Annotated in this window: 33 protein-coding genes and 1 pseudogene; all 34 read left to right on the forward strand. The window is 66.5% G+C overall.

Features of this window, described 5'->3' with window-relative positions; translation table 11 throughout:
* Positions 1–20: 20 nt before the first annotated feature.
* The 34 genes and pseudogenes from fusA (at position 21) to truA (ending at position 22937) form a co-directional block, all read left to right on the forward strand.
* A complete protein-coding gene (gene fusA, locus BMZ82_RS19345; protein ID WP_093777422.1) occupies positions 21–2147 on the forward strand; it encodes an elongation factor G in 2127 nt (708 codons plus the stop codon).
* A 154-nt stretch (positions 2148–2301) separates the two neighbouring features.
* On the forward strand, positions 2302–3495 hold the full coding sequence (gene tuf / locus BMZ82_RS19350) for an elongation factor Tu (RefSeq protein ID WP_093777424.1): 1194 nt from the start codon (positions 2302–2304) through the stop codon (positions 3493–3495).
* A gap of 284 nt (positions 3496–3779) precedes the next feature.
* Positions 3780–4935: pseudogene (locus BMZ82_RS19355) on the forward strand (acyltransferase family protein).
* Positions 4936–5354: 419 nt separating this feature from the next.
* A complete protein-coding gene (gene rpsJ / locus BMZ82_RS19360) occupies positions 5355–5663 on the forward strand; it encodes a 30S ribosomal protein S10 (protein WP_003948644.1) in 309 nt (102 codons plus the stop codon).
* A 17-nt stretch (positions 5664–5680) separates the two neighbouring features.
* Positions 5681–6325 carry a 50S ribosomal protein L3 gene (gene rplC / locus BMZ82_RS19365; RefSeq protein ID WP_020132636.1) on the forward strand — a complete coding sequence of 215 codons (645 nt, stop codon included), beginning with the start codon at positions 5681–5683 and terminating at the stop codon, positions 6323–6325.
* 7 nt (positions 6326–6332) lie between these two features.
* On the forward strand, positions 6333–6989 hold the full coding sequence (gene rplD / locus BMZ82_RS19370) for a 50S ribosomal protein L4 (RefSeq protein ID WP_093777426.1): 657 nt from the start codon (positions 6333–6335) through the stop codon (positions 6987–6989).
* Complete coding sequence (gene rplW / locus BMZ82_RS19375) at positions 6989–7408, forward strand: 50S ribosomal protein L23 (RefSeq protein ID WP_093777428.1); 420 nt, start codon at positions 6989–6991, stop codon at positions 7406–7408. Before rplD ends, rplW begins: the two co-directional genes overlap by 1 nt.
* A 40-nt stretch (positions 7409–7448) precedes the next feature.
* Entirely contained in the window at positions 7449–8285 is an 837-nt protein-coding gene (gene rplB / locus BMZ82_RS19380) for a 50S ribosomal protein L2 (RefSeq protein ID WP_093777430.1), read from the forward strand.
* A 12-nt stretch (positions 8286–8297) separates the two neighbouring features.
* On the forward strand, positions 8298–8579 hold the full coding sequence (gene rpsS / locus BMZ82_RS19385) for a 30S ribosomal protein S19 (protein WP_018528354.1): 282 nt from the start codon (positions 8298–8300) through the stop codon (positions 8577–8579).
* A 42-nt stretch (positions 8580–8621) separates the two neighbouring features.
* The gene (gene rplV / locus BMZ82_RS19390; protein WP_093777432.1) at positions 8622–8969 is read left to right on the forward strand and encodes a 50S ribosomal protein L22; all 348 of its coding nucleotides are present in this window, start codon (positions 8622–8624) and stop codon (positions 8967–8969) included.
* The gene (gene rpsC / locus BMZ82_RS19395) at positions 8969–9808 is read left to right on the forward strand and encodes a 30S ribosomal protein S3 (RefSeq protein ID WP_093777433.1); all 840 of its coding nucleotides are present in this window, start codon (positions 8969–8971) and stop codon (positions 9806–9808) included. Before rplV ends, rpsC begins: the two co-directional genes overlap by 1 nt.
* A 5-nt stretch (positions 9809–9813) precedes the next feature.
* Entirely contained in the window at positions 9814–10233 is a 420-nt protein-coding gene (gene rplP / locus BMZ82_RS19400; RefSeq protein ID WP_006140905.1) for a 50S ribosomal protein L16, read from the forward strand.
* The gene (gene rpmC, locus BMZ82_RS19405) at positions 10233–10457 is read left to right on the forward strand and encodes a 50S ribosomal protein L29 (RefSeq protein WP_005481220.1); all 225 of its coding nucleotides are present in this window, start codon (positions 10233–10235) and stop codon (positions 10455–10457) included. Before rplP ends, rpmC begins: the two co-directional genes overlap by 1 nt.
* On the forward strand, positions 10457–10744 hold the full coding sequence (rpsQ, locus tag BMZ82_RS19410) for a 30S ribosomal protein S17 (RefSeq protein ID WP_079660412.1): 288 nt from the start codon (positions 10457–10459) through the stop codon (positions 10742–10744). The genes rpmC and rpsQ overlap by 1 nt, the downstream gene beginning before the upstream one ends.
* Positions 10745–10854: 110 nt before the next feature.
* The gene (rplN, locus tag BMZ82_RS19415) at positions 10855–11223 is read left to right on the forward strand and encodes a 50S ribosomal protein L14 (protein ID WP_003992364.1); all 369 of its coding nucleotides are present in this window, start codon (positions 10855–10857) and stop codon (positions 11221–11223) included.
* A 2-nt stretch (positions 11224–11225) separates the two neighbouring features.
* A complete protein-coding gene (gene rplX / locus BMZ82_RS19420) occupies positions 11226–11549 on the forward strand; it encodes a 50S ribosomal protein L24 (protein ID WP_006376030.1) in 324 nt (107 codons plus the stop codon).
* Complete coding sequence (gene rplE, locus BMZ82_RS19425) at positions 11549–12106, forward strand: 50S ribosomal protein L5 (protein WP_020132628.1); 558 nt, start codon at positions 11549–11551, stop codon at positions 12104–12106. Before rplX ends, rplE begins: the two co-directional genes overlap by 1 nt.
* Positions 12107–12111: 5 nt before the next feature.
* Positions 12112–12297 carry a type Z 30S ribosomal protein S14 gene (locus tag BMZ82_RS19430; protein ID WP_030890724.1) on the forward strand — a complete coding sequence of 62 codons (186 nt, stop codon included), beginning with the start codon at positions 12112–12114 and terminating at the stop codon, positions 12295–12297.
* 211 nt (positions 12298–12508) lie between these two features.
* The gene (gene rpsH / locus BMZ82_RS19440; protein WP_013001411.1) at positions 12509–12907 is read left to right on the forward strand and encodes a 30S ribosomal protein S8; all 399 of its coding nucleotides are present in this window, start codon (positions 12509–12511) and stop codon (positions 12905–12907) included.
* Positions 12908–12931: 24 nt separating this feature from the next.
* Complete coding sequence (rplF, locus tag BMZ82_RS19445; RefSeq protein WP_093777435.1) at positions 12932–13471, forward strand: 50S ribosomal protein L6; 540 nt, start codon at positions 12932–12934, stop codon at positions 13469–13471.
* A gap of 3 nt (positions 13472–13474) precedes the next feature.
* Positions 13475–13858: a 50S ribosomal protein L18 gene (gene rplR / locus BMZ82_RS19450; RefSeq protein ID WP_093777437.1), complete on the forward strand. Its 384-nt coding sequence runs from the start codon at positions 13475–13477 to the stop codon at positions 13856–13858.
* A 64-nt stretch (positions 13859–13922) separates the two neighbouring features.
* Complete coding sequence (gene rpsE / locus BMZ82_RS19455; RefSeq protein WP_020132624.1) at positions 13923–14528, forward strand: 30S ribosomal protein S5; 606 nt, start codon at positions 13923–13925, stop codon at positions 14526–14528.
* A complete protein-coding gene (gene rpmD / locus BMZ82_RS19460; protein WP_005313525.1) occupies positions 14528–14710 on the forward strand; it encodes a 50S ribosomal protein L30 in 183 nt (60 codons plus the stop codon). The genes rpsE and rpmD overlap by 1 nt, the downstream gene beginning before the upstream one ends.
* A gap of 2 nt (positions 14711–14712) precedes the next feature.
* Entirely contained in the window at positions 14713–15168 is a 456-nt protein-coding gene (gene rplO, locus BMZ82_RS19465) for a 50S ribosomal protein L15 (protein ID WP_003974249.1), read from the forward strand.
* Positions 15169–15425: 257 nt separating this feature from the next.
* Positions 15426–16739, forward strand: coding sequence for a preprotein translocase subunit SecY (gene secY / locus BMZ82_RS19470; protein WP_093777439.1), 1314 nt, complete (start codon positions 15426–15428; stop codon positions 16737–16739).
* On the forward strand, positions 16739–17401 hold the full coding sequence (locus tag BMZ82_RS19475) for an adenylate kinase (protein WP_093777441.1): 663 nt from the start codon (positions 16739–16741) through the stop codon (positions 17399–17401). Before secY ends, BMZ82_RS19475 begins: the two co-directional genes overlap by 1 nt.
* A gap of 193 nt (positions 17402–17594) precedes the next feature.
* Positions 17595–18431: a type I methionyl aminopeptidase gene (gene map, locus BMZ82_RS19480; protein ID WP_093777443.1), complete on the forward strand. Its 837-nt coding sequence runs from the start codon at positions 17595–17597 to the stop codon at positions 18429–18431.
* A gap of 177 nt (positions 18432–18608) precedes the next feature.
* The gene (infA, locus tag BMZ82_RS19485; RefSeq protein WP_003948620.1) at positions 18609–18830 is read left to right on the forward strand and encodes a translation initiation factor IF-1; all 222 of its coding nucleotides are present in this window, start codon (positions 18609–18611) and stop codon (positions 18828–18830) included.
* Between the two features lie 72 nt (positions 18831–18902).
* Positions 18903–19016, forward strand: coding sequence for a 50S ribosomal protein L36 (gene rpmJ / locus BMZ82_RS19490; protein ID WP_003998809.1), 114 nt, complete (start codon positions 18903–18905; stop codon positions 19014–19016).
* 240 nt (positions 19017–19256) lie between these two features.
* Complete coding sequence (gene rpsM, locus BMZ82_RS19495; protein ID WP_057584669.1) at positions 19257–19637, forward strand: 30S ribosomal protein S13; 381 nt, start codon at positions 19257–19259, stop codon at positions 19635–19637.
* Between the two features lie 69 nt (positions 19638–19706).
* On the forward strand, positions 19707–20111 hold the full coding sequence (gene rpsK, locus BMZ82_RS19500; RefSeq protein WP_010354218.1) for a 30S ribosomal protein S11: 405 nt from the start codon (positions 19707–19709) through the stop codon (positions 20109–20111).
* Between the two features lie 179 nt (positions 20112–20290).
* Positions 20291–21313 (forward strand): DNA-directed RNA polymerase subunit alpha, encoded by a 1023-nt coding sequence (locus BMZ82_RS19505; protein ID WP_003966937.1) that lies wholly within the window; start codon positions 20291–20293, stop codon positions 21311–21313.
* 179 nt (positions 21314–21492) lie between these two features.
* A complete protein-coding gene (rplQ, locus tag BMZ82_RS19510) occupies positions 21493–21987 on the forward strand; it encodes a 50S ribosomal protein L17 (protein WP_093777445.1) in 495 nt (164 codons plus the stop codon).
* 92 nt (positions 21988–22079) lie between these two features.
* Entirely contained in the window at positions 22080–22937 is an 858-nt protein-coding gene (gene truA / locus BMZ82_RS19515) for a tRNA pseudouridine(38-40) synthase TruA (RefSeq protein ID WP_093777447.1), read from the forward strand.
* The last annotated feature ends 20 nt before the right edge of the window (positions 22938–22957 follow it).

Here is a 22957-nt window from a genome sequence, read left to right on the forward strand (position 1 = left end):
CGAGAGAAGACCGAAGCCTTATGGCTACCACTTCACTTGACCTGGCCAAGGTCCGCAACATCGGGATCATGGCTCACATCGACGCGGGCAAGACGACCACCACCGAGCGGATCCTGTTCTACACCGGCGTTTCGTACAAGATCGGTGAGGTCCACGACGGCGCCGCCACGATGGACTGGATGGAGCAGGAGCAGGAGCGTGGCATCACGATCACCTCTGCTGCCACCACCTGTCACTGGCCGCTCGAAGACGTCGACCACACCATCAACATCATCGACACCCCGGGCCACGTCGACTTCACCGTCGAGGTGGAGCGTTCGCTGCGCGTGCTCGACGGCGCCGTGACGGTGTTCGACGGTGTCGCCGGTGTGGAGCCCCAGTCCGAGACCGTGTGGCGACAGGCGGACCGCTACGGCGTCCCGCGCATCTGCTTCGTCAACAAGCTCGACCGGACCGGTGCCGAGTTCCACCGCTGCGTCGACATGATCAGCAACCGCCTTGGCGCGCAGCCGATCGTCATGCAGCTCCCGATCGGTGCCGAGGCCGACTTCAAGGGCGTCGTCGACCTGGTCACGATGAAGGCCTTCGTGTGGTCCGCCGAGGCGGAGAAGGGCGAGATGTACGACGTAGTCGACATCCCGGCCACCCACACCGAGGCTGCCGAGGAGTACCGCGGCAAGCTCGTCGAGACCGTCGCCGAGAACGACGACGAGATCATGGAGCTGTACCTGGAGGGCCAGGAGCCCTCGGTGGAGCAGCTCTACGCGGCGATCCGCCGTATCACCATCGCGTCCGGCAAGTCCGAGGACACCACCGTCACCCCGGTGTTCTGCGGGACCGCGTTCAAGAACAAGGGCGTCCAGCCCCTGCTCGACGCGGTCGTGCGCTACCTCCCCTCGCCGCTCGACGTCGAGGCCATCGAGGGCCACGCCGTCAACGACGCGGAGGAGATCGTCAAGCGCAGGCCGTCCGACGACGAGCCGCTGTCCGCGCTGGCGTTCAAGATCATGAGCGACCCGCACCTCGGCAAGCTCACCTTCGTCCGGGTTTACTCGGGCCGCCTGGAGTCCGGCACCGCCGTGCTGAACTCCGTCAAGGGCAAGAAGGAGCGCATCGGCAAGATCTACCGCATGCACGCGAACAAGCGTGAGGAGATCGCGGCGGTCGGCGCCGGCGACATCGTCGCCGTCATGGGTCTCAAGCAGACCACGACCGGCGAGACGCTGTGCGACGACAAGCAGCCGGTGATCCTGGAGTCCATGGACTTCCCGGCGCCGGTCATCCAGGTCGCCATCGAGCCCAAGTCGAAGGGCGACCAGGAGAAGCTGGGCATCGCGATCCAGCGCCTGGCCGAAGAGGACCCGTCGTTCCAGGTCCACTCGGACGAGGAGACCGGCCAGACCATCATCGGTGGCATGGGCGAGCTGCACCTCGAGGTGCTGGTCGACCGGATGCGCCGTGAGTTCAAGGTCGAGGCCAACGTCGGCAAGCCGCAGGTCGCCTACCGCGAGACGATCCGCAAGGCCGTCGAGCGCGTGGACTACACCCACAAGAAGCAGACCGGTGGTACCGGTCAGTTCGCCAAGGTGCAGATCGCGATCGAGCCCATCGAGGGCGGCGACGCCTCGTACGAGTTCGTGAACAAGGTGACCGGTGGTCGTATCCCGAAGGAGTACATCCCTTCGGTCGACGCCGGTGCGCAGGAGGCCATGCAGTTCGGCATCCTCGCCGGTTACGAGATGACCGGTGTGCGCGTGATCCTGCTCGACGGTGGCTACCACGAGGTGGACTCCTCCGAGCTCGCCTTCAAGATCGCCGGTTCGCAGGCGTTCAAGGAGGCCGCGCGCAAGGCCAGCCCCGTGCTGCTCGAGCCGATGATGGCCGTCGAGGTCACCACGCCCGAGGACTACATGGGCGAGGTCATCGGCGACATCAACTCCCGTCGTGGCCAGATCCAGGCCATGGAGGAGCGGATGGGTGCCCGGATCGTGAAGGGCCTCGTGCCCCTCTCGGAGATGTTCGGCTACGTCGGCGACCTCCGCAGCAAGACCTCGGGTCGCGCAAGCTACTCGATGCAGTTCGACTCCTACGCCGAGGTTCCGAGGAACGTCGCCGAGGAGATCATCGCGAAGGCCAAGGGCGAGTAACGCAGTCCGTTTGCACGCCGTAGGCTTGACTCCGGAGCCTCAGGGGGCAAACACCCGCATTACGGGATGTTTGCTCCTGGGCCCGGGCTTTCCAGCAAAGATCACCTGGCGCCGATGAGTAAGGCGTACAGAACCACTCCGTAGGAGGACCCCAGTGGCGAAGGCGAAGTTCGAGCGGACTAAGCCGCACGTCAACATCGGCACCATCGGTCACATCGACCACGGTAAGACGACCCTCACGGCCGCCATTACCAAGGTGCTGCACGACGCGTACCCCGACCTGAACCAGGCTTCGGCCTTCGATCAGATCGACAAGGCTCCCGAGGAGCGTCAGCGCGGTATCACGATCTCCATCGCGCACGTCGAGTACCAGACGGAGACGCGTCACTACGCGCACGTCGACTGCCCGGGTCACGCTGACTACATCAAGAACATGATCACCGGTGCCGCCCAGATGGACGGCGCGATCCTGGTCGTGGCCGCCACCGACGGCCCGATGCCGCAGACCAAGGAGCACGTGCTCCTGGCCCGCCAGGTCGGCGTTCCCTACATCGTCGTCGCGCTGAACAAGGCCGACATGGTGGACGACGAGGAGATCCTGGAGCTCGTCGAGCTCGAGGTCCGTGAGCTCCTCTCCGAGTACGAGTTCCCGGGCGACGACCTGCCGGTCGTCAAGGTCTCGGCGCTCAAGGCGCTCGAGGGCGACGCCACGTGGGGTCAGTCGGTTCTCGACCTCATGGCCGCCGTCGACGAGGCGATCCCGACCCCCGAGCGTGACGTCGACAAGCCGTTCCTCATGCCCGTCGAGGACGTCTTCACGATCACCGGTCGCGGTACGGTCGTCACCGGCCGTATCGAGCGTGGTGTCCTGAAGGTCAACGAGACCGTTGACATCATCGGCATCAAGCAGGAGAAGACCACCACCACGGTCACCGGCATCGAGATGTTCCGCAAGCTGCTCGACGAGGGTCAGGCGGGCGAGAACGTCGGTCTGCTCCTCCGTGGCATCAAGCGCGAGGACGTCGAGCGCGGCCAGGTCATCATCAAGCCGGGTTCGGTCACGCCGCACACCGACTTCGAGGCCCAGGCCTACATCCTGTCCAAGGACGAGGGTGGCCGCCACACGCCGTTCTTCAACAACTACCGTCCGCAGTTCTACTTCCGTACGACGGACGTGACGGGCGTTGTGACCCTCCCCGAGGGCACCGAGATGGTGATGCCGGGTGACAACACCGAGATGAAGGTGGAGCTCATCCAGCCCATCGCCATGGAAGAGGGCCTGAAGTTCGCCATCCGCGAGGGTGGTCGCACGGTGGGCGCCGGCCAGGTCACCAAGATCACCAAGTAGTTCTTGGCCGATCGACCTGGTAGCTCCAGCTTGAGCTGAGCACCTGGAGGGGCCCGTACGACTTCGGTCGTACGGGCCCCTTCTGCTGTGCTGCTGCCGGCGGGTTCGGCGGGTTCGGCAGGTGAAGTGTCGGCGAAGCCTGGGCGGCGGGTCGGCGAGGGGTCGGTCAAGCTTGCGAGGCGGGGGAGTGGAATGCGGCTTTCTGCTCCCTGTGTGGTGGTTGGGGCGGTCGTAATCTGATCGGCCGGTGCCCGTCGGGCAGCCCCGGACCCACAGCGACGAGGATGACTGGCTTGGCTCTCACCCGTGCTGCGCAGCCCAAACCCGTCGTGCGCGGCCACCGCCCGGAGCGCTCCGGCCGTCGCCCCGGCCGCCTCTACGCCGTCGACGGCATCCGTCTGCTGGCGGCGCTGATGGTCGCCCTCCACCACTACGCCGGCACCCGCCGCGTCGACCGGCCGGGCAACCCGGTCTGGGGCCGCCCGGTGTCGGACGTCATGCCGACGGTGTTCCATGTGGCGGCCTACGGCTGGATCGGCGTCGAGATCTTCTTCGTCATCAGCGGCTTCGTGATCTGCATGTCGTGCTGGGGCCGGACGCCGAGGCAGTTCTTCGTGTCGCGGGTGATCCGCCTCTACCCCGCGTACTGGTTCGCGGTCCTGTTCACGACGGGGGTGCTGGCGGCGCTGCCGGGCGTGTGGGAGCGGCTGCGGCTGCGGGACGTGTTCGTCAACCTGACGATGCTGCAGTCGGGTTCGGGGGTCCGCAACGTCGACGGCGTGTACTGGACGCTCTGGTCGGAGCTGCGCTTCTACCTGCTGTTCCTGGTGGTGGTCCGGATGGGCCTGACGTACCGCAGGGTGGTGGTGTTCTGCTGCGTGTGGGGCGCGGCGGCGATGCCGGCGCCGGTGGCCGGCTTCCCGCTGCTGGAGCTGCTCGCGGCCCCGGAGAGCGCCTGGTACTTCATCGCGGGCCTCGCCCTCTACCTGATGCACCGCTTCGGCCAGGACCTGCTGCTGTGGGGCATCCTCGGCATGGCCTGGCTGATGGCCCAGAAGGAACTGGGCGACCGCATCGACGAGGTCGAGCACGTGTCGGGCTGGCGGGGCGCGGTGCTGATCTTCACCGTGTTCCTGCTGGTGATGGTCGCGGTGGCCCTCGGACACACGGACCGCTCCCCGCGGGCGGTGGCTGGTGACGGCGGGCGGCATGACGTACCCCCTCTACCTGACGCACTACGCGGCGGGTACGACGGTCATCAGCCGCCTGCGCGCGGAGCTGGACGCACGGGTGCTGGTGGCGGTGGTGCCGGCCGGGTTCCTGGTGCTGAGCTGGGCGGTGCACCGGTTCGTGGAGCGGCCGGTGGCGGGCGCGGTCAAGCGGGGGCTGGAGCGGGCGTTCGCGGAGAGCTGGACCGGCCCCGCGGCTTCCGTCAAGTGAGCGCCGCGTTTGAGCTGCGTCACTCTCGGGGTATTGTCTCCGGCTCGATTGGCGGAGGGGGTGGCCCATATGGCAGACTAGCGGGGTTGCTCGGTCGAGTGTTGATGCTGCGCGCCTCCCGCCGGGAGGACCGGAAGCGAGTCCCACAGTACTCGTCGTCCTAACTGCCCACGGGCAGCGCTGGGACGGACGTACGGGAATCTTTCGGGAAGTGTCAGTGCAGCGCCGACCAGGCACCCGGTGGGCCTTTCGCCCTCGGCTTGCGGTTCCGGAAGGGCCGTGCTACCCGGTAAGGGATGTTCGAACAAGGGACATCCGTGTCGGTGACAGCGCGACACACCCGACCGCGTGGGTCGGAGGCGAGTGAACGGGAACACCCGGTTCCAGAGCGTTAGAAGAGACAGGACTACTGAGTAGCCATGGCGGGACAGAAGATCCGCATCCGGCTCAAGGCCTACGACCACGAGGTCATCGACAGCTCGGCGAAGAAGATCGTCGAGACGGTGACGCGTACTGGTGCGTCGGTCGCGGGCCCGGTGCCGCTGCCCACTGAGAAGAACGTGTACTGCGTCATCAAGTCGCCGCACAAGTACAAGGACTCGCGCGAGCACTTCGAGATGCGCACGCACAAGCGCCTGATCGACATTCTCGACCCGACGCCCAAGACCGTTGACTCTCTGATGCGACTCGACCTCCCGGCCGGTGTCGACATCGAGATCAAGCTCTAGGGGCCGGTGATCTGAGAATGGCTAAGCAGATCAAGGGCATCCTGGGCGAGAAGCTCGGCATGACGCAGGTGTGGGACGAGAACAACCGCGTTGTTCCGGTCACCGTCGTCAAGGCCAGCCCCAACGTCGTGACCCAGGTCCGTACGAACGACAGTGACGGCTACGAGTCGGTCCAGATCGCCTTCGGCGAGATCGACCCGCGCAAGGTGAACAAGCCCCTCAAGGGTCACTTCGCCAAGGCCGACGTCACCCCCCGTCGCCACCTCGTCGAGATCCGCACCGCGGACGCCTCCGAGTACACGCTGGGCCAGGAGATCACCGCTGAGGTGTTCGAGGCCGGCGTGAAGGTCGACGTGACCGGCAAGAGCAAGGGCAAGGGCTTCGCCGGTGTCATGAAGCGTCACAACTTCAAGGGCCTCGGCGCCGGACACGGCACCCAGCGCAAGCACCGCTCGCCCGGTTCCATCGGTGGCTGCGCCACCCCGGGCCGCGTGTTCAAGGGCCTCCGCATGGCGGGTCGCATGGGCAACGAGCGTGTCACCACCCAGAACCTGACCGTCCACGCCGTTGACGCGGAGAAGGGTCTGCTGCTCATCAAGGGCGCCGTCCCCGGTCCGAACGGCGGCCTCGTCCTGGTCCGCACCGCGGCCAAGGGGGCCTGAGGTACCGATGAGCACTGTTGACATCCTTTCGCCTGCCGGCGAGAAGACCGGAAGCGTCGAGCTCCCCGCGGAGATCTTCGGCGTGGAGAAGATCAGCATCCCGCTGATCCACCAGGTCGTCGTCGCGCAGAACGCCGCTGCCCGCCAGGGCACGCACAAGACGAAGACCCGCGGCGAGGTTCGCGGTGGCGGTAAGAAGCCTTACCGTCAGAAGGGCACCGGCCGTGCGCGCCAGGGCTCGACCCGCGCGCCGCAGTTCGCCGGCGGTGGCGTCGTCCACGGCCCGCAGCCGCGTGACTACTCGCAGCGGACCCCGAAGAAGATGAAGGCCGCCGCCCTGCGGCACGCCCTCACCGACCGGGCCCGCCACAACCGCATCCACGTCGTCACCGGCGTGATCGAGGGCGAGGCTCCCTCCACGAAGGCCGCTCGCACGCTGTTCGGCAAGATCTCGGAGCGCAAGAACCTGCTCCTGGTCGTCGACCGCGCCGACGAGGCCGCGTGGCTGTCCGCCCGCAACCTGCCCCAGGTGCACATCCTGGAGCCGGGCCAGCTGAACACGTACGACGTGATCGTCTCGGACGACGTGGTCTTCACCCAGGCCGCTCTCGAGTCCTTCGTCGCCGGCCCGAAGGCCAACGACACCGAAGGGAGTGACGCCTGATGGCTACGCGTCACCCGAGCATCGCCTCCAAGGCGGCCAAGGTCGCCAAGGCTGCGCGCGTCGCCAAGGCGAAGCGCCACGCCACCGAGGGCAAGAACACCGTCGTCACCGCGCCCAGCAAGGCGTTCACGGACCACCGTGACGTGCTGCTGAAGCCGGTCGTGTCGGAGAAGAGCTACGCGCTCCTCGACGAGGGCAAGTACACCTTCATCGTGGCGCCCGGCGCCAACAAGACCCAGATCAAGCAGGCCGTCCAGGCGGTCTTCTCGGTCAAGGTCACCGGGGTCAACACGATCAACCGCATCGGCAAGCGCAAGCGCACGAAGACCGGTTTCGGTCAGCGTGCCGGCACCAAGCGCGCGATCGTGACCCTCGCTGAGGGCGACCGTATCGACATCTTCGGCGGTCCGACCGCCTAAGGGCGGTCCGGATCGTCCGATATCGGACGAGGACTGAGAAATGGGAATCCGCAAGTACAAGCCGACTACGCCGGGCCGCCGTGGCTCCAGCGTCGCCGACTTCGTCGAGGTCACGCGGTCCACGCCGGAGAAGTCGCTGGTTCGCCCCCTGCACAGCAAGGGCGGCCGTAACAATTCCGGTCGTGTGACCGTTCGCCACCAGGGTGGCGGACACAAGCGCGCCTACCGCGTGATCGACTTCCGTCGTCACGACAAGGACGGCGTGCCGGCGAAGGTCGCGCACATCGAGTACGACCCCAACCGCACCGCGCGCATCGCGCTGCTGCACTACGCGGACGGCGAGAAGCGCTACATCCTCGCCCCGCGCAACCTGCAGCAGGGCGACCGCGTCGAGAACGGTCCCGGGGCCGACATCAAGCCGGGCAACAACCTGGCGCTCCGCAACATCCCGGTCGGTACCACGATCCACGCGATCGAGCTCCGTCCCGGTGGCGGCGCCAAGTTCGCCCGCTCCGCCGGTGCCTCCGTGCAGCTCCTTGCGAAGGAGGGCTCGATGGCCCACCTCCGCATGCCGTCCGGTGAAATCCGCCTGGTCGACCAGCGCTGCCGCGCCACGGTCGGCGAGGTCGGCAACGCCGAGCAGAGCAACATCAACTGGGGCAAGGCCGGCCGCAAGCGCTGGCTGGGCGTCCGCCCGACCGTTCGCGGTGTGGCGATGAACCCGGTTGACCACCCCCACGGTGGTGGTGAGGGCAAGACCTCCGGTGGTCGCCACCCGGTCAGCCCCTGGGGTCAGAAGGAGGGTCGTACTCGCTCGCCGAAGAAGGCTTCGAGCAAGTACATCGTCCGCCGCCGCAAGACGAACAAGAAGCGCTAGGAGCGGGTTTAGATGCCGCGCAGTCTCAAGAAGGGGCCCTTCGTCGACGGACACCTCGTAAAGAAGGTGGACGCCCAGAACGAAGCCGGTTCCAAGAACGTCATCAAGACCTGGTCCCGTCGCTCGATGATCATCCCCAGCATGCTGGGCCACACGATCGCGGTGCACAACGGCAAGACCCACATTCCGGTGTTTGTCACCGAGTCGATGGTCGGCCACAAGCTCGGCGAGTTCTCGCCGACGCGCACCTTCCGGGGTCACGTCAAGGACGACCGGAAGTCGAAGCGCCGCTAATAGCGGGGTGGAATGACCATGACAGACACTGGAAGGACAACCATGGAAGCCAGGGCCCAGGCGCGGTACATCCGCGTCACGCCCATGAAGGCCCGCCGGGTGGTGGACCTTATCCGTGGCATGGACGCCACGGAGGCTCAGGCGGTCCTGCGTTTCGCCCCGCAGGCCGCGAGCGTGCCCGTTGGCAAGGTGCTGGACAGCGCCATCGCCAACGCTGCGCACAACTACGACCACACTGACGCCGACAGCCTCGTCATCACCGAGGCGTACGTCGACGAGGGTCCGACCCTGAAGCGGTTCCGGCCGCGCGCCCAGGGCCGTGCCTACCGGATCCGCAAGCGGACCAGCCACATCACCGTGGTCGTCAGCAGCAAGGAAGGAACCCGGTAATGGGCCAGAAGGTTAACCCGCATGGGTTCCGGCTCGGCATCACCACGGACTTCAAGTCCCGTTGGTACGCCGACAAGTCGTACAAGGAATACGTCGGAGAAGACGTCGCCATCCGTCGGATGATGACGTCCGGCATGGAGCGCGCCGGCATCTCGAAGGTGGAGATCGAGCGCACCCGTGACCGCGTCCGCGTCGACATCCACACCGCGCGTCCGGGCATCGTCATCGGCCGCCGCGGCGCCGAGGCCGACCGTATCCGCGGCGACCTGGAGAAGCTGACCAAGAAGCAGGTCCAGCTCAACATCCTCGAGGTCAAGAACCCCGAGGTGGACGCTCAGTTGGTGGCCCAGGCCGTCGCCGAGCAGCTCTCCTCCCGCGTCTCCTTCCGTCGGGCCATGCGTAAGAGCATGCAGTCCGCCATGAAGGCCGGCGCCAAGGGCATCAAGATCCAGTGCGGCGGTCGCCTCGGCGGCGCCGAGATGTCCCGCTCGGAGTTCTACCGCGAGGGCCGTGTGCCCCTGCACACGCTCCGCGCGAACGTGGACTACGGCTTCTTCGAGGCCAAGACGACCTTCGGCCGCATCGGCGTGAAGGTCTGGATCTACAAGGGCGACGTCAAGAACATCGCCGAGGTCCGCGCCGAGAACGCCGCAGCCCGCGCCGGCAACCGCCCGGCCCGTGGCGGCGGCGCCGGCGCCGACCGCCCGGCCCGTGGTGGCCGTGGTGGCGAGCGCGGCGGTCGCGGTCGCAAGCCGCAGCAGGCTCCCGCTGCCGAGGCCCCCAAGGCCGAGGCTCCGGCGGCTGCCGCTCCGGCTGAGAGCACCGGAACGGAGGCCTGACCGACATGCTGATCCCCCGTAGGGTCAAGCACCGCAAGCAGCACCACCCGAAGCGCCGCGGTCAGGCCAAGGGCGGTACGACGGTTTCGTTCGGCGAGTACGGCATTCAGGCCCTCACGCCGGCGTACGTCACCAACCGCCAGATCGAGGCCGCCCGTATCGCGATGACCCGCCACATCAAGCGTGGCGGCAAGGTCTGGATCAACATCTACCCGGACCGCCCGCTCACGAAGAAGCCTGCCGAGACCCGCATGGGTTCCGGTAAGGGTTCTCCCGAGTGGTGGATCGCGAACGTGCACCCGGGACGGGTCATGTTCGAGCTGTCCTACCCCAACGAGAAGATCGCCCGTGAGGCCCTCACTCGCGCAGCCCACAAGCTGCCGATGAAGTGCCGGATCGTCAAGCGCGAGGCAGGTGAAGCGTGATGTCGGCCGGTACCAAGGCGTCCGAGCTGCGCGAACTGGGTGACGAGGAGCTTCTCAACAAGCTCCGCGAAGCCAAGGAAGAGCTGTTCAACCTCCGCTTCCAGGCGGCGACGGGTCAGCTCGAGAACCACGGTCGGCTGAAGGCCGTCCGCAAGGACATCGCGCGGATCTACACCCTGATGCGTGAGCGCGAGCTGGGCATCGAGACGGTGGAGAGCGCCTGATGAGTGAGAACAACGTGACTGAGCAGACTGCAGAGGCCCGCGGCTTCCGCAAGACCCGTGAGGGTCTCGTCGTCAGCGACAAGATGGACAAGACCGTCGTCGTCGCCGTCGAGGACCGCGTCAAGCACGCCCTGTACGGCAAGGTCATCCGCCGTACGAACAAGCTCAAGGCCCACGACGAGCAGAACGCCGCAGGCGTCGGCGACCGTGTCCTCCTCGCGGAGACCCGGCCGCTGTCCGCGACGAAGCGCTGGCGCATCGTCGAGATCCTCGAGAAGGCCAAGTAATTAATTTCCTGCGGGGGTAATCCCGCAGGTCAGTTCCGCCAGGCTCGGGGCGGGGTCGCCGCACGCAGGAGACCCCGCCCCGGGAACCGGCAGACACACAGGAGATAGACGTGATCCAGCAGGAGTCGCGACTGCGCGTCGCCGACAACACTGGTGCGAAGGAAATCCTTTGCATCCGTGTACTCGGTGGCTCCGGTCGCCGCTACGCGGGCATCGGTGACGTCATCGTCGCCACCGTCAAGGACGCGATCCCCGGCGGCAACGTGAAGAAGGGTGACGTCATCAAGGCGGTCATCGTTCGCACCGTCAAGGAGCGCCGCCGTCCGGACGGCTCGTACATCCGCTTCGACGAGAACGCCGCCGTCATTCTGAAGAACGACGGTGACCCTCGCGGCACCCGCATCTTCGGCCCGGTCGGGCGCGAGCTGCGCGAGAAGAAGTTCATGAAGATCATCTCGCTGGCTCCGGAGGTGCTGTAAGCATGAAGATCAAGAAGGGCGACCTGGTTCAGGTCATCACGGGCAAGGACAAGGGCAAGCAGGGCAAGGTCATCGCGGCCTTCCCCCGCGAGGACCGCGTCCTGGTCGAGGGTGTCAACCGGGTCAAGAAGCACACCAAGGCCGGCCCGACCGCCAAGGGCTCGCAGGCCGGCGGCATCGTCACGACCGAGGCGCCTGTCCACGTCTCCAACGTCCAGTTGGTCGTTGAGAAGGACGGCAACAAGGTTGTCACGCGGGTGGGTTACCGCTTCGACGACGAGGGCAACAAGATCCGCGTTGCCAAGCGGACGGGTGAGGACATCTGATGGCTACCACCACGACTCCGCGTCTCAAGACGAAGTACCGCGAGGAGATCGCGGGCAAGCTGCGTGAGGAGTTCTCCTACGAGAACGTCATGCAGATCCCCGGCCTCGTCAAGATCGTGGTCAACATGGGTGTCGGCGACGCCGCCCGTGACTCCAAGCTCATGGACGGTGCCGTCCGTGACCTGACCACGATCACCGGTCAGAAGCCGGCCATCACCAAGGCCCGCAAGTCCATCGCGCAGTTCAAGCTGCGCGAGGGTCAGCCGATCGGTGCCCACGTCACGCTCCGTGGCGACCGCATGTGGGAGTTCCTGGACCGCACCCTGTCGCTCGCGCTCCCGCGCATCCGCGACTTCCGTGGTCTGTCCCCCAAGCAGTTCGACGGCCGTGGCAACTACACCTTCGGTCTCACGGAGCAGGTCATGTTCCACGAGATCGACCAGGACAAGATCGACCGTGTCCGGGGTATGGACATCACCGTGGTCACCACGGCGACCAACGACGCTGAGGGCCGTGCGCTCCTTCGTCACCTCGGCTTCCCCTTCAAGGAGGCGTGAGCGAGATGGCGAAGAAGGCTCTGATCGCTAAGGCTGCTCGCAAGCCTAAGTTCGCTGTGCGTGCGTACAACCGCTGCCAGCGTTGCGGCCGTCCGCACTCCGTGTACCGCAAGTTCGGCCTCTGCCGTGTGTGCCTTCGTGAGATGGCTCACCGTGGCGAGCTGCCGGGCGTGACCAAGAGCTCCTGGTAAACCCCCTTATAAGGGTTCCAGAGGCTCTCGGTAAGTAAAGGGCATTGGTCAGGTGCCCCTCCCTTCATGGCTTAGGCTGGGAGGGTTGGGCGCCTGACGCCCGTACGACTTACTACGCCGTAGGTCCACCGCGCCGCACCCGTCCCGTCTCGGATCGGGGAGAGGGATGGCGCACCAGGAAACCCCGGCGAGAGAGGCCACAGGCCAATTCATGACCATGACTGATCCGATCGCAGACATGCTTACGCGTCTGCGGAACGCGAACTCGGCGTACCACGACTCCGTGACGATGCCGGCATCGAAGATCAAGTCTCACATCGCGGAGATCCTCCAGCAGGAGGGCTTCATCACGGGCTGGAAGGTCGAGGACGCCGAGGTCGGCAAGAACCTCGTTCTCGAGCTGAAGTTCGGCCCGAACCGTGAGCGCTCCATCGCGGGCATCAAGCGGATCTCAAAGCCCGGTCTCCGGGTTTACGCGAAGTCCACCTCCCTGCCCAAGGTGCTCGGTGGCCTCGGCGTGGCGATCATCTCCACGTCGCACGGTCTCCTCACCGACAAGCAGGCCGGCAAGAAGGGCGTAGGCGGAGAAGTTCTCGCCTACGTCTGGTAGCGGAAGGGAACGGAGGAAACAGCTATGTCGCGCATTGGCAAGCTCCCTATCACGGTTCCCGCCGGCGTGGACGTCACCATCGACGGCCAGACGGTCTCGGTCAAGGGCCCCAAGGGTTCGCTGACCCACACCATCGTCTCGCCGATCGAGATCGCCAAGGCTGAGGACGGCGTTCTGAACGTCACCCGCCCCAACGACGAGCGTCAGAGCAAGGCCCTGCACGGCCTGTCCCGCACGCTGGTGGCGAACATGATCACCGGCGTGACCCAGGGTTACGTGAAGAAGCTCGAGATCAGTGGTGTCGGTTACCGCGTGACCGCGAAGGGCTCGAACCTCGAGTTCGCGCTCGGTTACAGCCACCCGATCACGGTCGAGGCCCCCGAGGGAATCTCCTTCAAGGTCGAGAACCCCACGCGGTTCTCGGTCGAGGGCATCGACAAGCAGAAGGTCGGCGAGGTTGCGGCCAACATCCGCAAGCTGCGCAAGCCCGACCCGTACAAGGCCAAGGGTGTCAAGTACGAGGGCGAAGTCATCCGCCGCAAGGTCGGAAAGGCGGGTAAGTAAGCCATGGCATACGGACAGAAGATCCTCAAGGGCGACGCTTACAAGCGTGCCGCGATCAAGCGTCGCCACATCCGGATCCGTAAGCACATCTCGGGTACGGCTGAGCGTCCGCGTCTCGTCGTGACGCGCTCGAACCGCCACATCGTGGCCCAGGTCATCGACGACATCAAGGGTCACACCCTGGCGTCGGCGTCGACCCTGGACACGGCGATCCGCGGCGGCGAGGGCGACAAGTCCGCGCAGGCCAAGTCGGTCGGCGCCCTGGTCGCCGAGCGCGCCAAGGCCGCCGGTGTCGAGGCTGTCGTGTTCGACCGTGGTGGTAACCAGTACGCCGGGCGCATCGCCGCCCTGGCGGACGCCGCCCGCGAAGCCGGACTCAAGTTCTGAGTCGCCCGTCGCGCTAGCGACCTAGGTCGCTGCGTAGCTAGCGGAAAAAGAGAGAGGTAATCCAATGGCTGGACCCCAGCGCCGCGGAAGCGGTGCCGGTGGCGGCGAGCGGCGGGACCGGAAGGGCCGTGACGGCGGCGCTGCTGCCGCCGAGAAGACCGCGTACGTTGAGCGCGTTGTCGCGATCAACCGTGTCGCCAAGGTTGTGAAGGGTGGTCGTCGCTTCAGCTTCACCGCGCTGGTCGTGGTGGGCGACGGTGACGGCACCGTGGGTGTCGGTTACGGCAAGGCCAAGGAGGTGCCGGCCGCCATCGCCAAGGGTGTTGAGGAGGCCAAGAAGCACTTCTTCAAGGTCCCCCGCATCCAGGGCACCATCCCGCACCCGATCACGGGCGAGAAGGCCGCGGGCGTCGTCCTGCTCAAGCCTGCTTCCCCCGGTACCGGCGTCATCGCCGGTGGCCCGGTGCGTGCCGTGCTCGAGTGCGCCGGCGTTCACGACATCCTGTCGAAGTCGCTCGGTTCGTCGAACGCGATCAACATCGTGCACGCGACCGTGGAGGCCCTGAAGGGCCTGCAGCGTCCCGAGGAGATCGCGGCTCGCCGTGGTCTGCCCCTCGAGGACGTCGCTCCCGCGGCTCTGCTTCGTGCGCGTGCCGGGGCTGGTGCGTAATGGCCCGCCTCAAGATCACGCAGACGAAGTCCTACATCGGCAGCAAGCAGAACCACCGTGACACCCTGCGTTCGCTCGGGCTCAAGCGCCTGAACGACGTGGTCGTCAAGGAGGACCGCCCCGAGTTCCGCGGCATGGTGCACACCGTCCGCCACCTCGTGACGGTTGAGGAGGTCGACTGATCATGGCGGAGAACAACCCGCTCAAGATCCACAACCTCCGTCCCGCCCCGGGCGCCAAGACCGCCAAGACCCGTGTGGGTCGTGGTGAGGCGTCGAAGGGTAAGACGGCCGGTCGTGGTACCAAGGGCACGAAGGCCCGTTACCAGGTTCCGGAGCGCTTCGAGGGTGGCCAGATGCCCCTCCACATGCGTCTTCCGAAGCTGAAGGGCTTCAAGAACCCGTTCAAGACCGAGTTCCAGGTCGTGAACCTCGACAAGCTGGCCGCGCTGTACCCCGAGGGTGGCGAGGTCACCGTCGAGGGTCTCGTCGCCAAGGGCGCGGTTCGCAAGAACAGCCTCGTCAAGGTCCTGGGCCAGGGCGAGATCTCCGTGGCGCTGCAGGTGACGGTCGACGCCGTCTCCGGCTCCGCCAAGGAGAAGATCACCGCCGCCGGCGGTACCGTCACCGAGCTCGTCTGACACATCTCAGGCGCGTCTCGATGACTTGAGCGATCCCGACCGGGGATATCCCACAAATGGGGTATCCCCGGTTGGTCGTTCCTAGGCGGTACTCTCGCCGGTAAGGTGACCTGCACTGCCGACTTTCACCGGGTGCTTCTCATGGGGCACCTTCAACGGCAGTCGACCGTTACTCATGTCGTTGCTGTCGTTGTTCTTTATTGGACCCTCAAGACCGTCACCCTTGACGCAGATGCGCGGGGGTCGCAGGAGGCACCGTGCTCACCGCGTTCGCCCGGGCGTTCAAGACGCCCGACCTGCGCAAGAAGCTCCTCTTCACGCTCGGGATCATCGTGATCTACCGGGTCGGGACGCACATCCCGATCCCCGGTGTCGACTACACGTCCGTTCAGCGGTGTGTGGACGAGGCGTCCGGCAACCAGGGCCTCTTCGGTCTGGTGAACATGTTCAGCGGCGGCGCGCTGCTGCAGATCACCATCTTCGCGCTGGGCATCATGCCGTACATCACGGCCAGCATCATTCTTCAACTGCTGACCGTGGTCATCCCGCGTCTGGAAGCCCTCAAGAAGGAGGGCCAGGCCGGCACGTCGAAGATCACGCAGTACACCCGCTACCTGACCGTGGCGCTCGCCATCCTGCAAGGCACCGGCCTGGTGGCCACCGCCCGCAGCGGCGCCCTGTTCTCCGGTTGCTCGGTCGGCTCGAGCATCGTCCCGGACCGCGCGATCTTCACCACCATCGTCATGGTCATCTGCATGACCGCCGGTACGGCCATGGTCATGTGGCTCGGTGAGCTGATCACCGACCGCGGCATCGGCAACGGCATGTCGATCCTGATGTTCATCTCGATCGCCGCGACGTTCCCGTCCGCGCTGTGGGCCATCAAGAAGCAGGGCACGCTGGCGGACGGCTGGATCGAGTTCGGCACCGTCATCCTGGTCGGCCTGGTCATGGTCGGCCTGGTGGTCTTCGTCGAGCAGGCCCAGCGCCGGATCCCCGTGCAGTACGCGAAGCGCATGATCGGCCGCCGGTCCTACGGCGGTACGTCGACGTACATCCCGCTCAAGGTGAACCAGGCCGGTGTGATCCCGGTCATCTTCGCCTCGTCGCTGCTCTACATCCCGGCCCTCGTCGCCCAGTTCTCCAGCGGGACCTCCGGCTGGAAGACCTGGATCGAGACGAACCTCACCAAGGGTGACCACCCGATCTACATCAGCATGTACTTCTTGCTGATCGTTTTCTTCGCGTTCTTCTACGTGGCGATCTCCTTCAACCCCGAGGAAGTCGCCGACAACATGAAGAAGTATGGTGGCTTCATCCCGGGCATCCGGGCTGGCCGGCCGACCGCTGAGTACCTGTCGTACGTGCTCAACCGGATCACCTGGCCGGGTTCGCTGTATCTGGGTCTGATCGCTCTTGTCCCGACAATGGCGTTGATCGGTTTCGATGCGAACCAGAACTTCCCGTTCGGTGGCACCAGCATCCTGATCATCGTGGGTGTCGGTCTCGAGACGGTGAAGCAGATCGAGAGCCAGCTCCAGCAGCGCAATTACGAAGGGTTCCTCCGCTGATGCGTATCGTCCTCGTCGGGCCGCCGGGCGCCGGAAAAGGAACGCAGGCCACTCGCCTGGCCGAGAAGCTGCGCGTGCCGCACATCTCGACCGGCGACCTGTTCCGCGCCAACATCAGCCAGAAGACGGAGCTCGGGAAACTCGCGAAGTCCTACATGGACGCCGGCAACCTCGTCCCCGACGAGGTCACCATCGCCATGGCCAAGGACCGCATGGAGCAGCCGGACGCCGAACTCGGCTTCCTGCTCGACGGTTTCCCGCGCAACGTCTCGCAGGCCGAGGCGCTCGACGAGGTCCTCACCACCGAGGGCATCAAGCTGGACGCGGTCCTGGACCTGGAAGCCCCGGAGGCGGAGGTCGTCAAGCGGATCGCCGGCCGGCGCATCTGCCGCAACGACTCGGCGCACGTCTTCCACGTGACGTACAAGCAGCCCGCGGAGGCCGGCGTCTGTGACGTCTGCGGCGGCGAGCTGTACCAGCGTGACGACGACTCCGAGGACACCGTCCGCACCCGGCTCGAGGTCTACCACACCCAGACCGAGCCGATCATCGACTACTACAAGGCGCAGGGACTGGTCGTGACCATCTCCGCGATGGGCAAGGTCGACGAGGTCACGGCGCGCGCCATGGGCGCGCTGCAGCGTGACGAGGACGGCAAGTAGCAGCGGTGCGGCCGGCGTGGTAGCCGCGTTCGGAATCGCGTAGAGAAAGCCCCTGTCGTCCAGCGCGGACGACGGGGGCTTCTTCGCGCCGTCCCCGTGTGCCGTACATGACACCTTCGCCGTTTCGGCGTACATCCGTGCGTGCGCGTATTCTGGAGCGCCGCATACCAGTGGCCAGGAGGCGCAACTCATCATGGTGCAGATCAAGACCCCCGAGCAGATCGCCAAGATGCGGGCGGCGGGGCTGGTCGTCGCCGCCATCCACGCGGCCACGCGCGAGGCGGCGGTGCCGGGGGCGACCACCAAGGACCTGGACGAGGTCGCGCGCAAGGTCCTGGCGGAGCACGGCGCGAAGTCGAACTTCCTGGGGTACGGCGGCTTCCCCGCCACCATCTGCACCTCCGCGAACGACGTGGTCGTCCATGGCATCCCCTCCGACGAGGTCGTCCTCAAGGACGGCGACATCATCTCCATCGACTGCGGCGCGATCGTGGACGGCTGGCACGGGGACGCGGCGTACACGGCGTTCGTCGGCTCCGGGCACGCCCCCGAGCTGATCGAGCTGTCGCGGGTGACCGAGGAGTCGATGTGGGCGGGCATCGCCGCCATGAAGCTCGGCAACCGCCTGGTGGACGTCTCGCGTGCCATCGAGACGTACATCCGCCGGCAGCCCAAGGCCGGTGGCGGGCGGTACGGGATCATCGAGGACTACGGCGGGCACGGCATCGGCACCGAGATGCACATGGACCCGCACCTGCTGAACTACGTGGACCGCCGGCGGGGCAAGGGCCCGAAGCTGGTCCCCGGCTTCTGCCTGGCGATCGAGCCGATGGTGTCGCTCGGCACCGCGCGCACCGAGGTGCTGGAGGACGACTGGACGGTCATCACGACCGACGGCACCTGGTCCTCGCACTGGGAGCACTCGGTCGCGCTGACGGAGGCGGGCCCGCTGGTGCTGACGGCCCCTGACGGCGGCAAGGCGAAGCTGGCGGAGTACGGGATCGTGGCCGCGCCGGACCCGCTGGGCTGAGCCGCCCCCGCGCTTTGTTGCTTAAGGATCTCCGCCTTGGGGCAGACTCTCTCGATTCGTCTTTCCGGGTGCGCTGACGTAGACTGACTCGTCGGCTCTCGTGCACCCGCATGCCTGCATGCGCCCGTAAGGGAAAGCAAGTGAGTCGATCAAGGTAGTCGATTCGAAGGGCGAAGCGTGGCCAAGAAGCAAGGTGCCATCGAGATCGAGGGCACTGTCGTCGAGTCTCTTCCGAACGCCATGTTCAAGGTCGAGCTCCAGAACGGCCACCAGGTCCTGGCACACATCAGCGGCAAGATGCGTATGCACTACATCCGTATCCTCCCTGACGACCGGGTCGTGGTGGAGCTGTCTCCGTACGACCTGACGCGTGGCCGGATCGTCTACCGGTACAAGTAGATCTTGCCTCTGCCCCGTGCGCTGTCTTGTGTGCGGGGTTGCCGGCAACTGACCCGGAGAACCTCACATCCCATGAAGGTCAAGCCGAGCGTCAAGAAGATCTGCGACAAGTGCAGGGTGATCCGCCGTCATGGTCGGGTCATGGTCATTTGCGAGAACCCGCGCCACAAGCAGCGCCAGGGCTGACCGCAGACGGATCACACCCTCTGCATAGACATCGCAGAGACTTCGCGCGACGCGAGCAGAATTTGTTCATACGCAGAGCCCGGGCACGTCACCATGCGTGCTCGACACCCCCGGTTCGGAGGCTGGGGACCCGGTCCGTACCAAATCTTCCATGGGAATCCCGAGGGAATCCAGGGGAAGAGGACGGCGGCTGGGATTCGGTTCTGCGGAAGACCTCCGAGGATCAACTGGAGCCATTGAATGGCACGCGTTTCCGGTGTCGACATTCCGCGCGAAAAGCGCGTGGAGGTCGCCCTCACCTACGTGTTCGGCATCGGCCGGACCCTCTCCCAGGAGACGCTGGCAGCGACCGGCGTCGACCCGAACACCCGCGTTCGCGACCTCTCCGAGGAGCAGCTCGTCGCGATCCGCGAGTACGTGGACGCCAACATCAAGACCGAGGGTGACCTCCGTCGCGAGGTCCAGGCCGACATCCGCCGCAAGGTGGAGATCGGCTGCTACCAGGGTCTCCGTCACCGTCGTGGTCTGCCCGTCCGCGGTCAGCGCACCAGCACGAACGCTCGTACCCGCAAGGGCCCGCGTCGCGCCATCGCCGGCAAGAAGAAGCCGGGCAAGAAGTAGTCCGCAGCGGACAACGCTTCACCAGCGGTCTTCGCTGTAGGACCGACCACCTCCCCGTAGGAGTAATAGATGCCCCCCAAGGGTCGTCAGGGCGCTGCCAAGAAGGTGCGCCGCAAGGAAAAGAAGAACGTCGCGCATGGCCAGGCGCACATCAAGAGCACGTTCAACAACACGATCGTGTCCATCACGGACCCGGCCGGAAACGTGATCTCGTGGGCCTCCGCCGGCCACGTCGGTTTCAAGGGCTCGCGCAAGTCCACGCCGTTCGCCGCGCAGATGGCCGCCGAGTCGGCTGCCCGTCGCGCGCAGGAGCACGGCATGCGCAAGGTCGACGTCTTCGTCAAGGGCCCGGGCGCCGGTCGTGAGACCGCCATCCGTTCCCTCCAGGCGACGGGCCTCGAGGTCGGCTCCATCCAGGACGTCACCCCGACCCCGCACAACGGCTGCCGCCCGCCCAAGCGCCGCCGCGTCTGATTTGGCGCGGCGGCAGTCCCCGCTGTGCGGGGGTATTCCGCGCCGCCGCGTCTGACGTACGGCTGCTTGGTCTGAGGTTTTCGGGCGGTACGGCTCCCTCGTAAGGGTCGTATCGCCCGTACCCTTGTAGGAGCAGAAGGGCGTCAAATAGCGGGCGCCCCTGACTGAAGGATCGCAACATGCTGATTGCTCAGCGTCCCTCGTTGACCGAAGAGGTCGTCGACGAGTTCCGCTCCCGGTTCGTGATCGAGCCGCTGGAGCCGGGCTTCGGCTACACCCTCGGCAACTCCCTCCGCCGTACCCTCCTGTCCTCGATCCCCGGCGCGGCTGTCACCAGCATCCGGATCGACGGCGTGCTGCACGAGTTCACCACCGTGCCGGGCGTCAAGGAGGACGTCACCGACCTCATCCTGAACATCAAGCAGCTCGTCGTCTCCTCGGAGCACGACGAGCCGGTCGTGATGTACCTGCGCAAGCAGGGTCCGGGTCTGGTCACCGCCGCCGACATCGCGCCCCCGGCCGGTGTCGAGGTGCACAACCCCGACCTCGTCCTCGCCACGCTCAACGGCAAGGGCAAGCTGGAGATGGAGCTGACCGTCGAGCGCGGTCGCGGTTACGTCTCCGCCGTGCAGAACAAGCAGGTGGGCCAGGAGATCGGGCGTATTCCGGTCGACTCGATCTACTCGCCGGTTCTCAAGGTCACGTACAAGGTCGAGGCCACGCGTGTCGAGCAGCGCACCGACTTCGACAAGCTGATCGTCGACGTCGAGACCAAGCAGGCCATGCGGCCGCGTGACGCCATGGCGTCCGCCGGTAAGACGCTGGTCGAGCTGTTCGGTCTCGCCCGCGAGCTGAACATCGACGCCGAGGGCATCGACATGGGTCCGTCCCCGACGGACGCCGCCCTCGCCGCTGATCTCGCCCTGCCGATCGAGGAGCTCGAGCTCACCGTTCGGTCGTACAACTGCCTCAAGCGTGAGGGCATCCACTCCGTGGGTGAGCTCGTGGCTCGTTCCGAGGCCGACCTGCTCGACATCCGCAACTTCGGTGCGAAGTCGATCGACGAGGTCAAGGCGAAGCTGGCCGGCATGGGCCTGGCCCTGAAGGACAGCCCGCCCGGATTCGACCCCACCGCCGCCGCCGACGCGTTTGGCGCCGACGACGACGCGGACGCCGGTTTCGTGGAGACCGAGCAGTACTAAGAGCTCGGGCTCGATGGTCCGTACTCGGGTGCGGGTGCGCTGTGGCTGGTCGCGCAGTTCCCCGCGCCCCTTCCGGGACGCCTCTTCGAGGCCGCCCCGGATCTCCGACAGGCGATCGCCTGCTCGGACACTGACCTCGGTACCTGATACGGCCGGGGCAGACACACAGGAGAAGAACCATGCCGAAGCCCACCAAGGGTGCCCGTCTGGGCGGCAGTGCCGCGCACGAGAAGCTGCTCCTCGCGAACCTCGCGAAGGCGCTCTTCGAGCACGGCCGTATCACCACCACCGAGGCGAAGGCGCGCAAGCTGCGTCCGTACGCCGAGCGTCTGGTCACCAAGGGCAAGAAGGGCGACCTTCACAACCGCCGTCAGGTGCTCCAGGTCATCACGGACAAGAGCATCGTGCACACGCTCTTCACCGAGATCGGCCCGCGCTACGAGAACCGCCCCGGTGGCTACACCCGCATCACCAAGATCGGTAACCGTCGTGGCGACAACGCGCCCATGGCCGTCATCGAGCTGGTCGAGGCGCTGACCGTCGCGCAGGCTGCGACGGGTGAGGCCGAGGCCGCCACCAAGCGTGCCGCGAAGGACGCCGAGGCCGCCGCTCCGGTCGAGGTCGTCGAGGACGCCACGCCGGAGGCCGCTGCCGAGGAGTCCAAGGACGCCTGAGGCTCTGCCTGACGTCGGAAGCGGGTCTGCCCTTCGGGGCGGGCCCGCTTTCGCGTTTTTGGAAGCGGACCCGGTCCTGAGAGGATCTCCACGTGAGTGATGAAGCACAGCCCGGACACGTACGGATACGTCTCGACCTCTCCTACGACGGGACCGGGTTCTCCGGGTGGGCCAAGCAGGCCGGGGGCCGGCGGACCGTGCAGGGGGAGATCGAGGACGCCCTGCGGACCGTGACGCGGTCGACGCGGACGTACGAGCTGACGGTGGCCGGGCGTACCGACGCCGGGGTGCACGCGCGCGGCCAGGTCGCTCATGTCGATCTGCCGGTGGACGTCTGGCGCGAGCACCACGAGAAGCTGCTCAAGCGGCTCGCCGGGCGGCTGTCCAGGGATGTGCGGGTGTGGGCGCTGCGGGAGGCGCCCAGCGGCTTCAACGCGCGGTTCTCCGCCGTCTGGCGGCGGTACGCGTACCGGGTCACCGACAACCCCGGGGGCGTCGATCCGCTGCTGCGGGGCCATGTCCTGTGGCACGACTGGCCGCTCGACGTCGACGCCATGAACGAGGCCGCCCGGCTGCTGCTCGGCGAGCACGACTTCGCCGCCTACTGCAAGCGGCGGGAGGGCGCGACCACCATCCGCACCCTCCAGGAACTGAGCCTGGTGCGCGACGACGCCGGGATCATCACCGCGACCGTCCGGGCCGACGCGTTCTGCCACAACATGGTGCGCTCGCTGATCGGGGCGCTGCTGTTCGTGGGGGACGGGCACCGGGGGCCCGAGTGGCCCGGGAAGGTGCTGGGCGCGGGCGTACGGGACTCGGCCGTGCATGTCGTGCGGCCGCACGGGCTGACGCTGGAGGAGGTCGGGTACCCGGCCGACGAGCTGCTCGCCGCGCGGAGCCGGGAGGCGCGGAACAAGCGGACGCTGCCCGGTGCGGCCGGGTGCTGCTGACGACCTCTTACGGCACGTTC

Origin of the sequence: Streptomyces sp. yr375 (assembly GCF_900110755.1) — a bacterium.
Lineage (GTDB): Bacteria > Actinomycetota > Actinomycetes > Streptomycetales > Streptomycetaceae > Streptomyces.

Bases quoted from the DNA above. Each gene is read 5' to 3' on its own strand.
- rplR (WP_093777437.1), top strand. From the start codon at position 13,475: ATGGCATACGGACAGAAGATCCTCAAGGGCGACGCTTACAAGCGTGCC.
- rpmC (WP_005481220.1), top strand. From the start codon at position 10,233: ATGTCGGCCGGTACCAAGGCGTCCGAGCTGCGCGAACTGGGTGACGAG.
- rplW (WP_093777428.1), top strand. From the start codon at position 6,989: ATGGCTACGCGTCACCCGAGCATCGCCTCCAAGGCGGCCAAGGTCGCC.
- rpsC (WP_093777433.1), top strand. From the start codon at position 8,969: ATGGGCCAGAAGGTTAACCCGCATGGGTTCCGGCTCGGCATCACCACG.
- BMZ82_RS19505 (WP_003966937.1), top strand. From the start codon at position 20,291: ATGCTGATTGCTCAGCGTCCCTCGTTGACCGAAGAGGTCGTCGACGAG.
- rpsS (WP_018528354.1), top strand. From the start codon at position 8,298: ATGCCGCGCAGTCTCAAGAAGGGGCCCTTCGTCGACGGACACCTCGTA.
- rpmJ (WP_003998809.1), top strand. From the start codon at position 18,903: ATGAAGGTCAAGCCGAGCGTCAAGAAGATCTGCGACAAGTGCAGGGTG.
- rplX (WP_006376030.1), top strand. From the start codon at position 11,226: ATGAAGATCAAGAAGGGCGACCTGGTTCAGGTCATCACGGGCAAGGAC.
- BMZ82_RS19475 (WP_093777441.1), top strand. From the start codon at position 16,739: ATGCGTATCGTCCTCGTCGGGCCGCCGGGCGCCGGAAAAGGAACGCAG.
- rplD (WP_093777426.1), top strand. From the start codon at position 6,333: ATGAGCACTGTTGACATCCTTTCGCCTGCCGGCGAGAAGACCGGAAGC.
- rplB (WP_093777430.1), top strand. From the start codon at position 7,449: ATGGGAATCCGCAAGTACAAGCCGACTACGCCGGGCCGCCGTGGCTCC.
- rpsH (WP_013001411.1), top strand. From the start codon at position 12,509: ATGACCATGACTGATCCGATCGCAGACATGCTTACGCGTCTGCGGAAC.
- rplV (WP_093777432.1), top strand. From the start codon at position 8,622: ATGGAAGCCAGGGCCCAGGCGCGGTACATCCGCGTCACGCCCATGAAG.
- rpsK (WP_010354218.1), top strand. From the start codon at position 19,707: ATGCCCCCCAAGGGTCGTCAGGGCGCTGCCAAGAAGGTGCGCCGCAAG.
- map (WP_093777443.1), top strand. From the start codon at position 17,595: ATGGTGCAGATCAAGACCCCCGAGCAGATCGCCAAGATGCGGGCGGCG.
- rplO (WP_003974249.1), top strand. From the start codon at position 14,713: ATGGCGGAGAACAACCCGCTCAAGATCCACAACCTCCGTCCCGCCCCG.
- fusA (WP_093777422.1), top strand. From the start codon at position 21: ATGGCTACCACTTCACTTGACCTGGCCAAGGTCCGCAACATCGGGATC.
- BMZ82_RS19430 (WP_030890724.1), top strand. From the start codon at position 12,112: ATGGCGAAGAAGGCTCTGATCGCTAAGGCTGCTCGCAAGCCTAAGTTC.
- rpmD (WP_005313525.1), top strand. From the start codon at position 14,528: ATGGCCCGCCTCAAGATCACGCAGACGAAGTCCTACATCGGCAGCAAG.
- rplP (WP_006140905.1), top strand. From the start codon at position 9,814: ATGCTGATCCCCCGTAGGGTCAAGCACCGCAAGCAGCACCACCCGAAG.
- rpsJ (WP_003948644.1), top strand. From the start codon at position 5,355: ATGGCGGGACAGAAGATCCGCATCCGGCTCAAGGCCTACGACCACGAG.
- rpsE (WP_020132624.1), top strand. From the start codon at position 13,923: ATGGCTGGACCCCAGCGCCGCGGAAGCGGTGCCGGTGGCGGCGAGCGG.
- rplC (WP_020132636.1), top strand. From the start codon at position 5,681: ATGGCTAAGCAGATCAAGGGCATCCTGGGCGAGAAGCTCGGCATGACG.
- rpsQ (WP_079660412.1), top strand. From the start codon at position 10,457: ATGAGTGAGAACAACGTGACTGAGCAGACTGCAGAGGCCCGCGGCTTC.
- rpsM (WP_057584669.1), top strand. From the start codon at position 19,257: ATGGCACGCGTTTCCGGTGTCGACATTCCGCGCGAAAAGCGCGTGGAG.
- rplF (WP_093777435.1), top strand. From the start codon at position 12,932: ATGTCGCGCATTGGCAAGCTCCCTATCACGGTTCCCGCCGGCGTGGAC.
- rplE (WP_020132628.1), top strand. From the start codon at position 11,549: ATGGCTACCACCACGACTCCGCGTCTCAAGACGAAGTACCGCGAGGAG.
- rplQ (WP_093777445.1), top strand. From the start codon at position 21,493: ATGCCGAAGCCCACCAAGGGTGCCCGTCTGGGCGGCAGTGCCGCGCAC.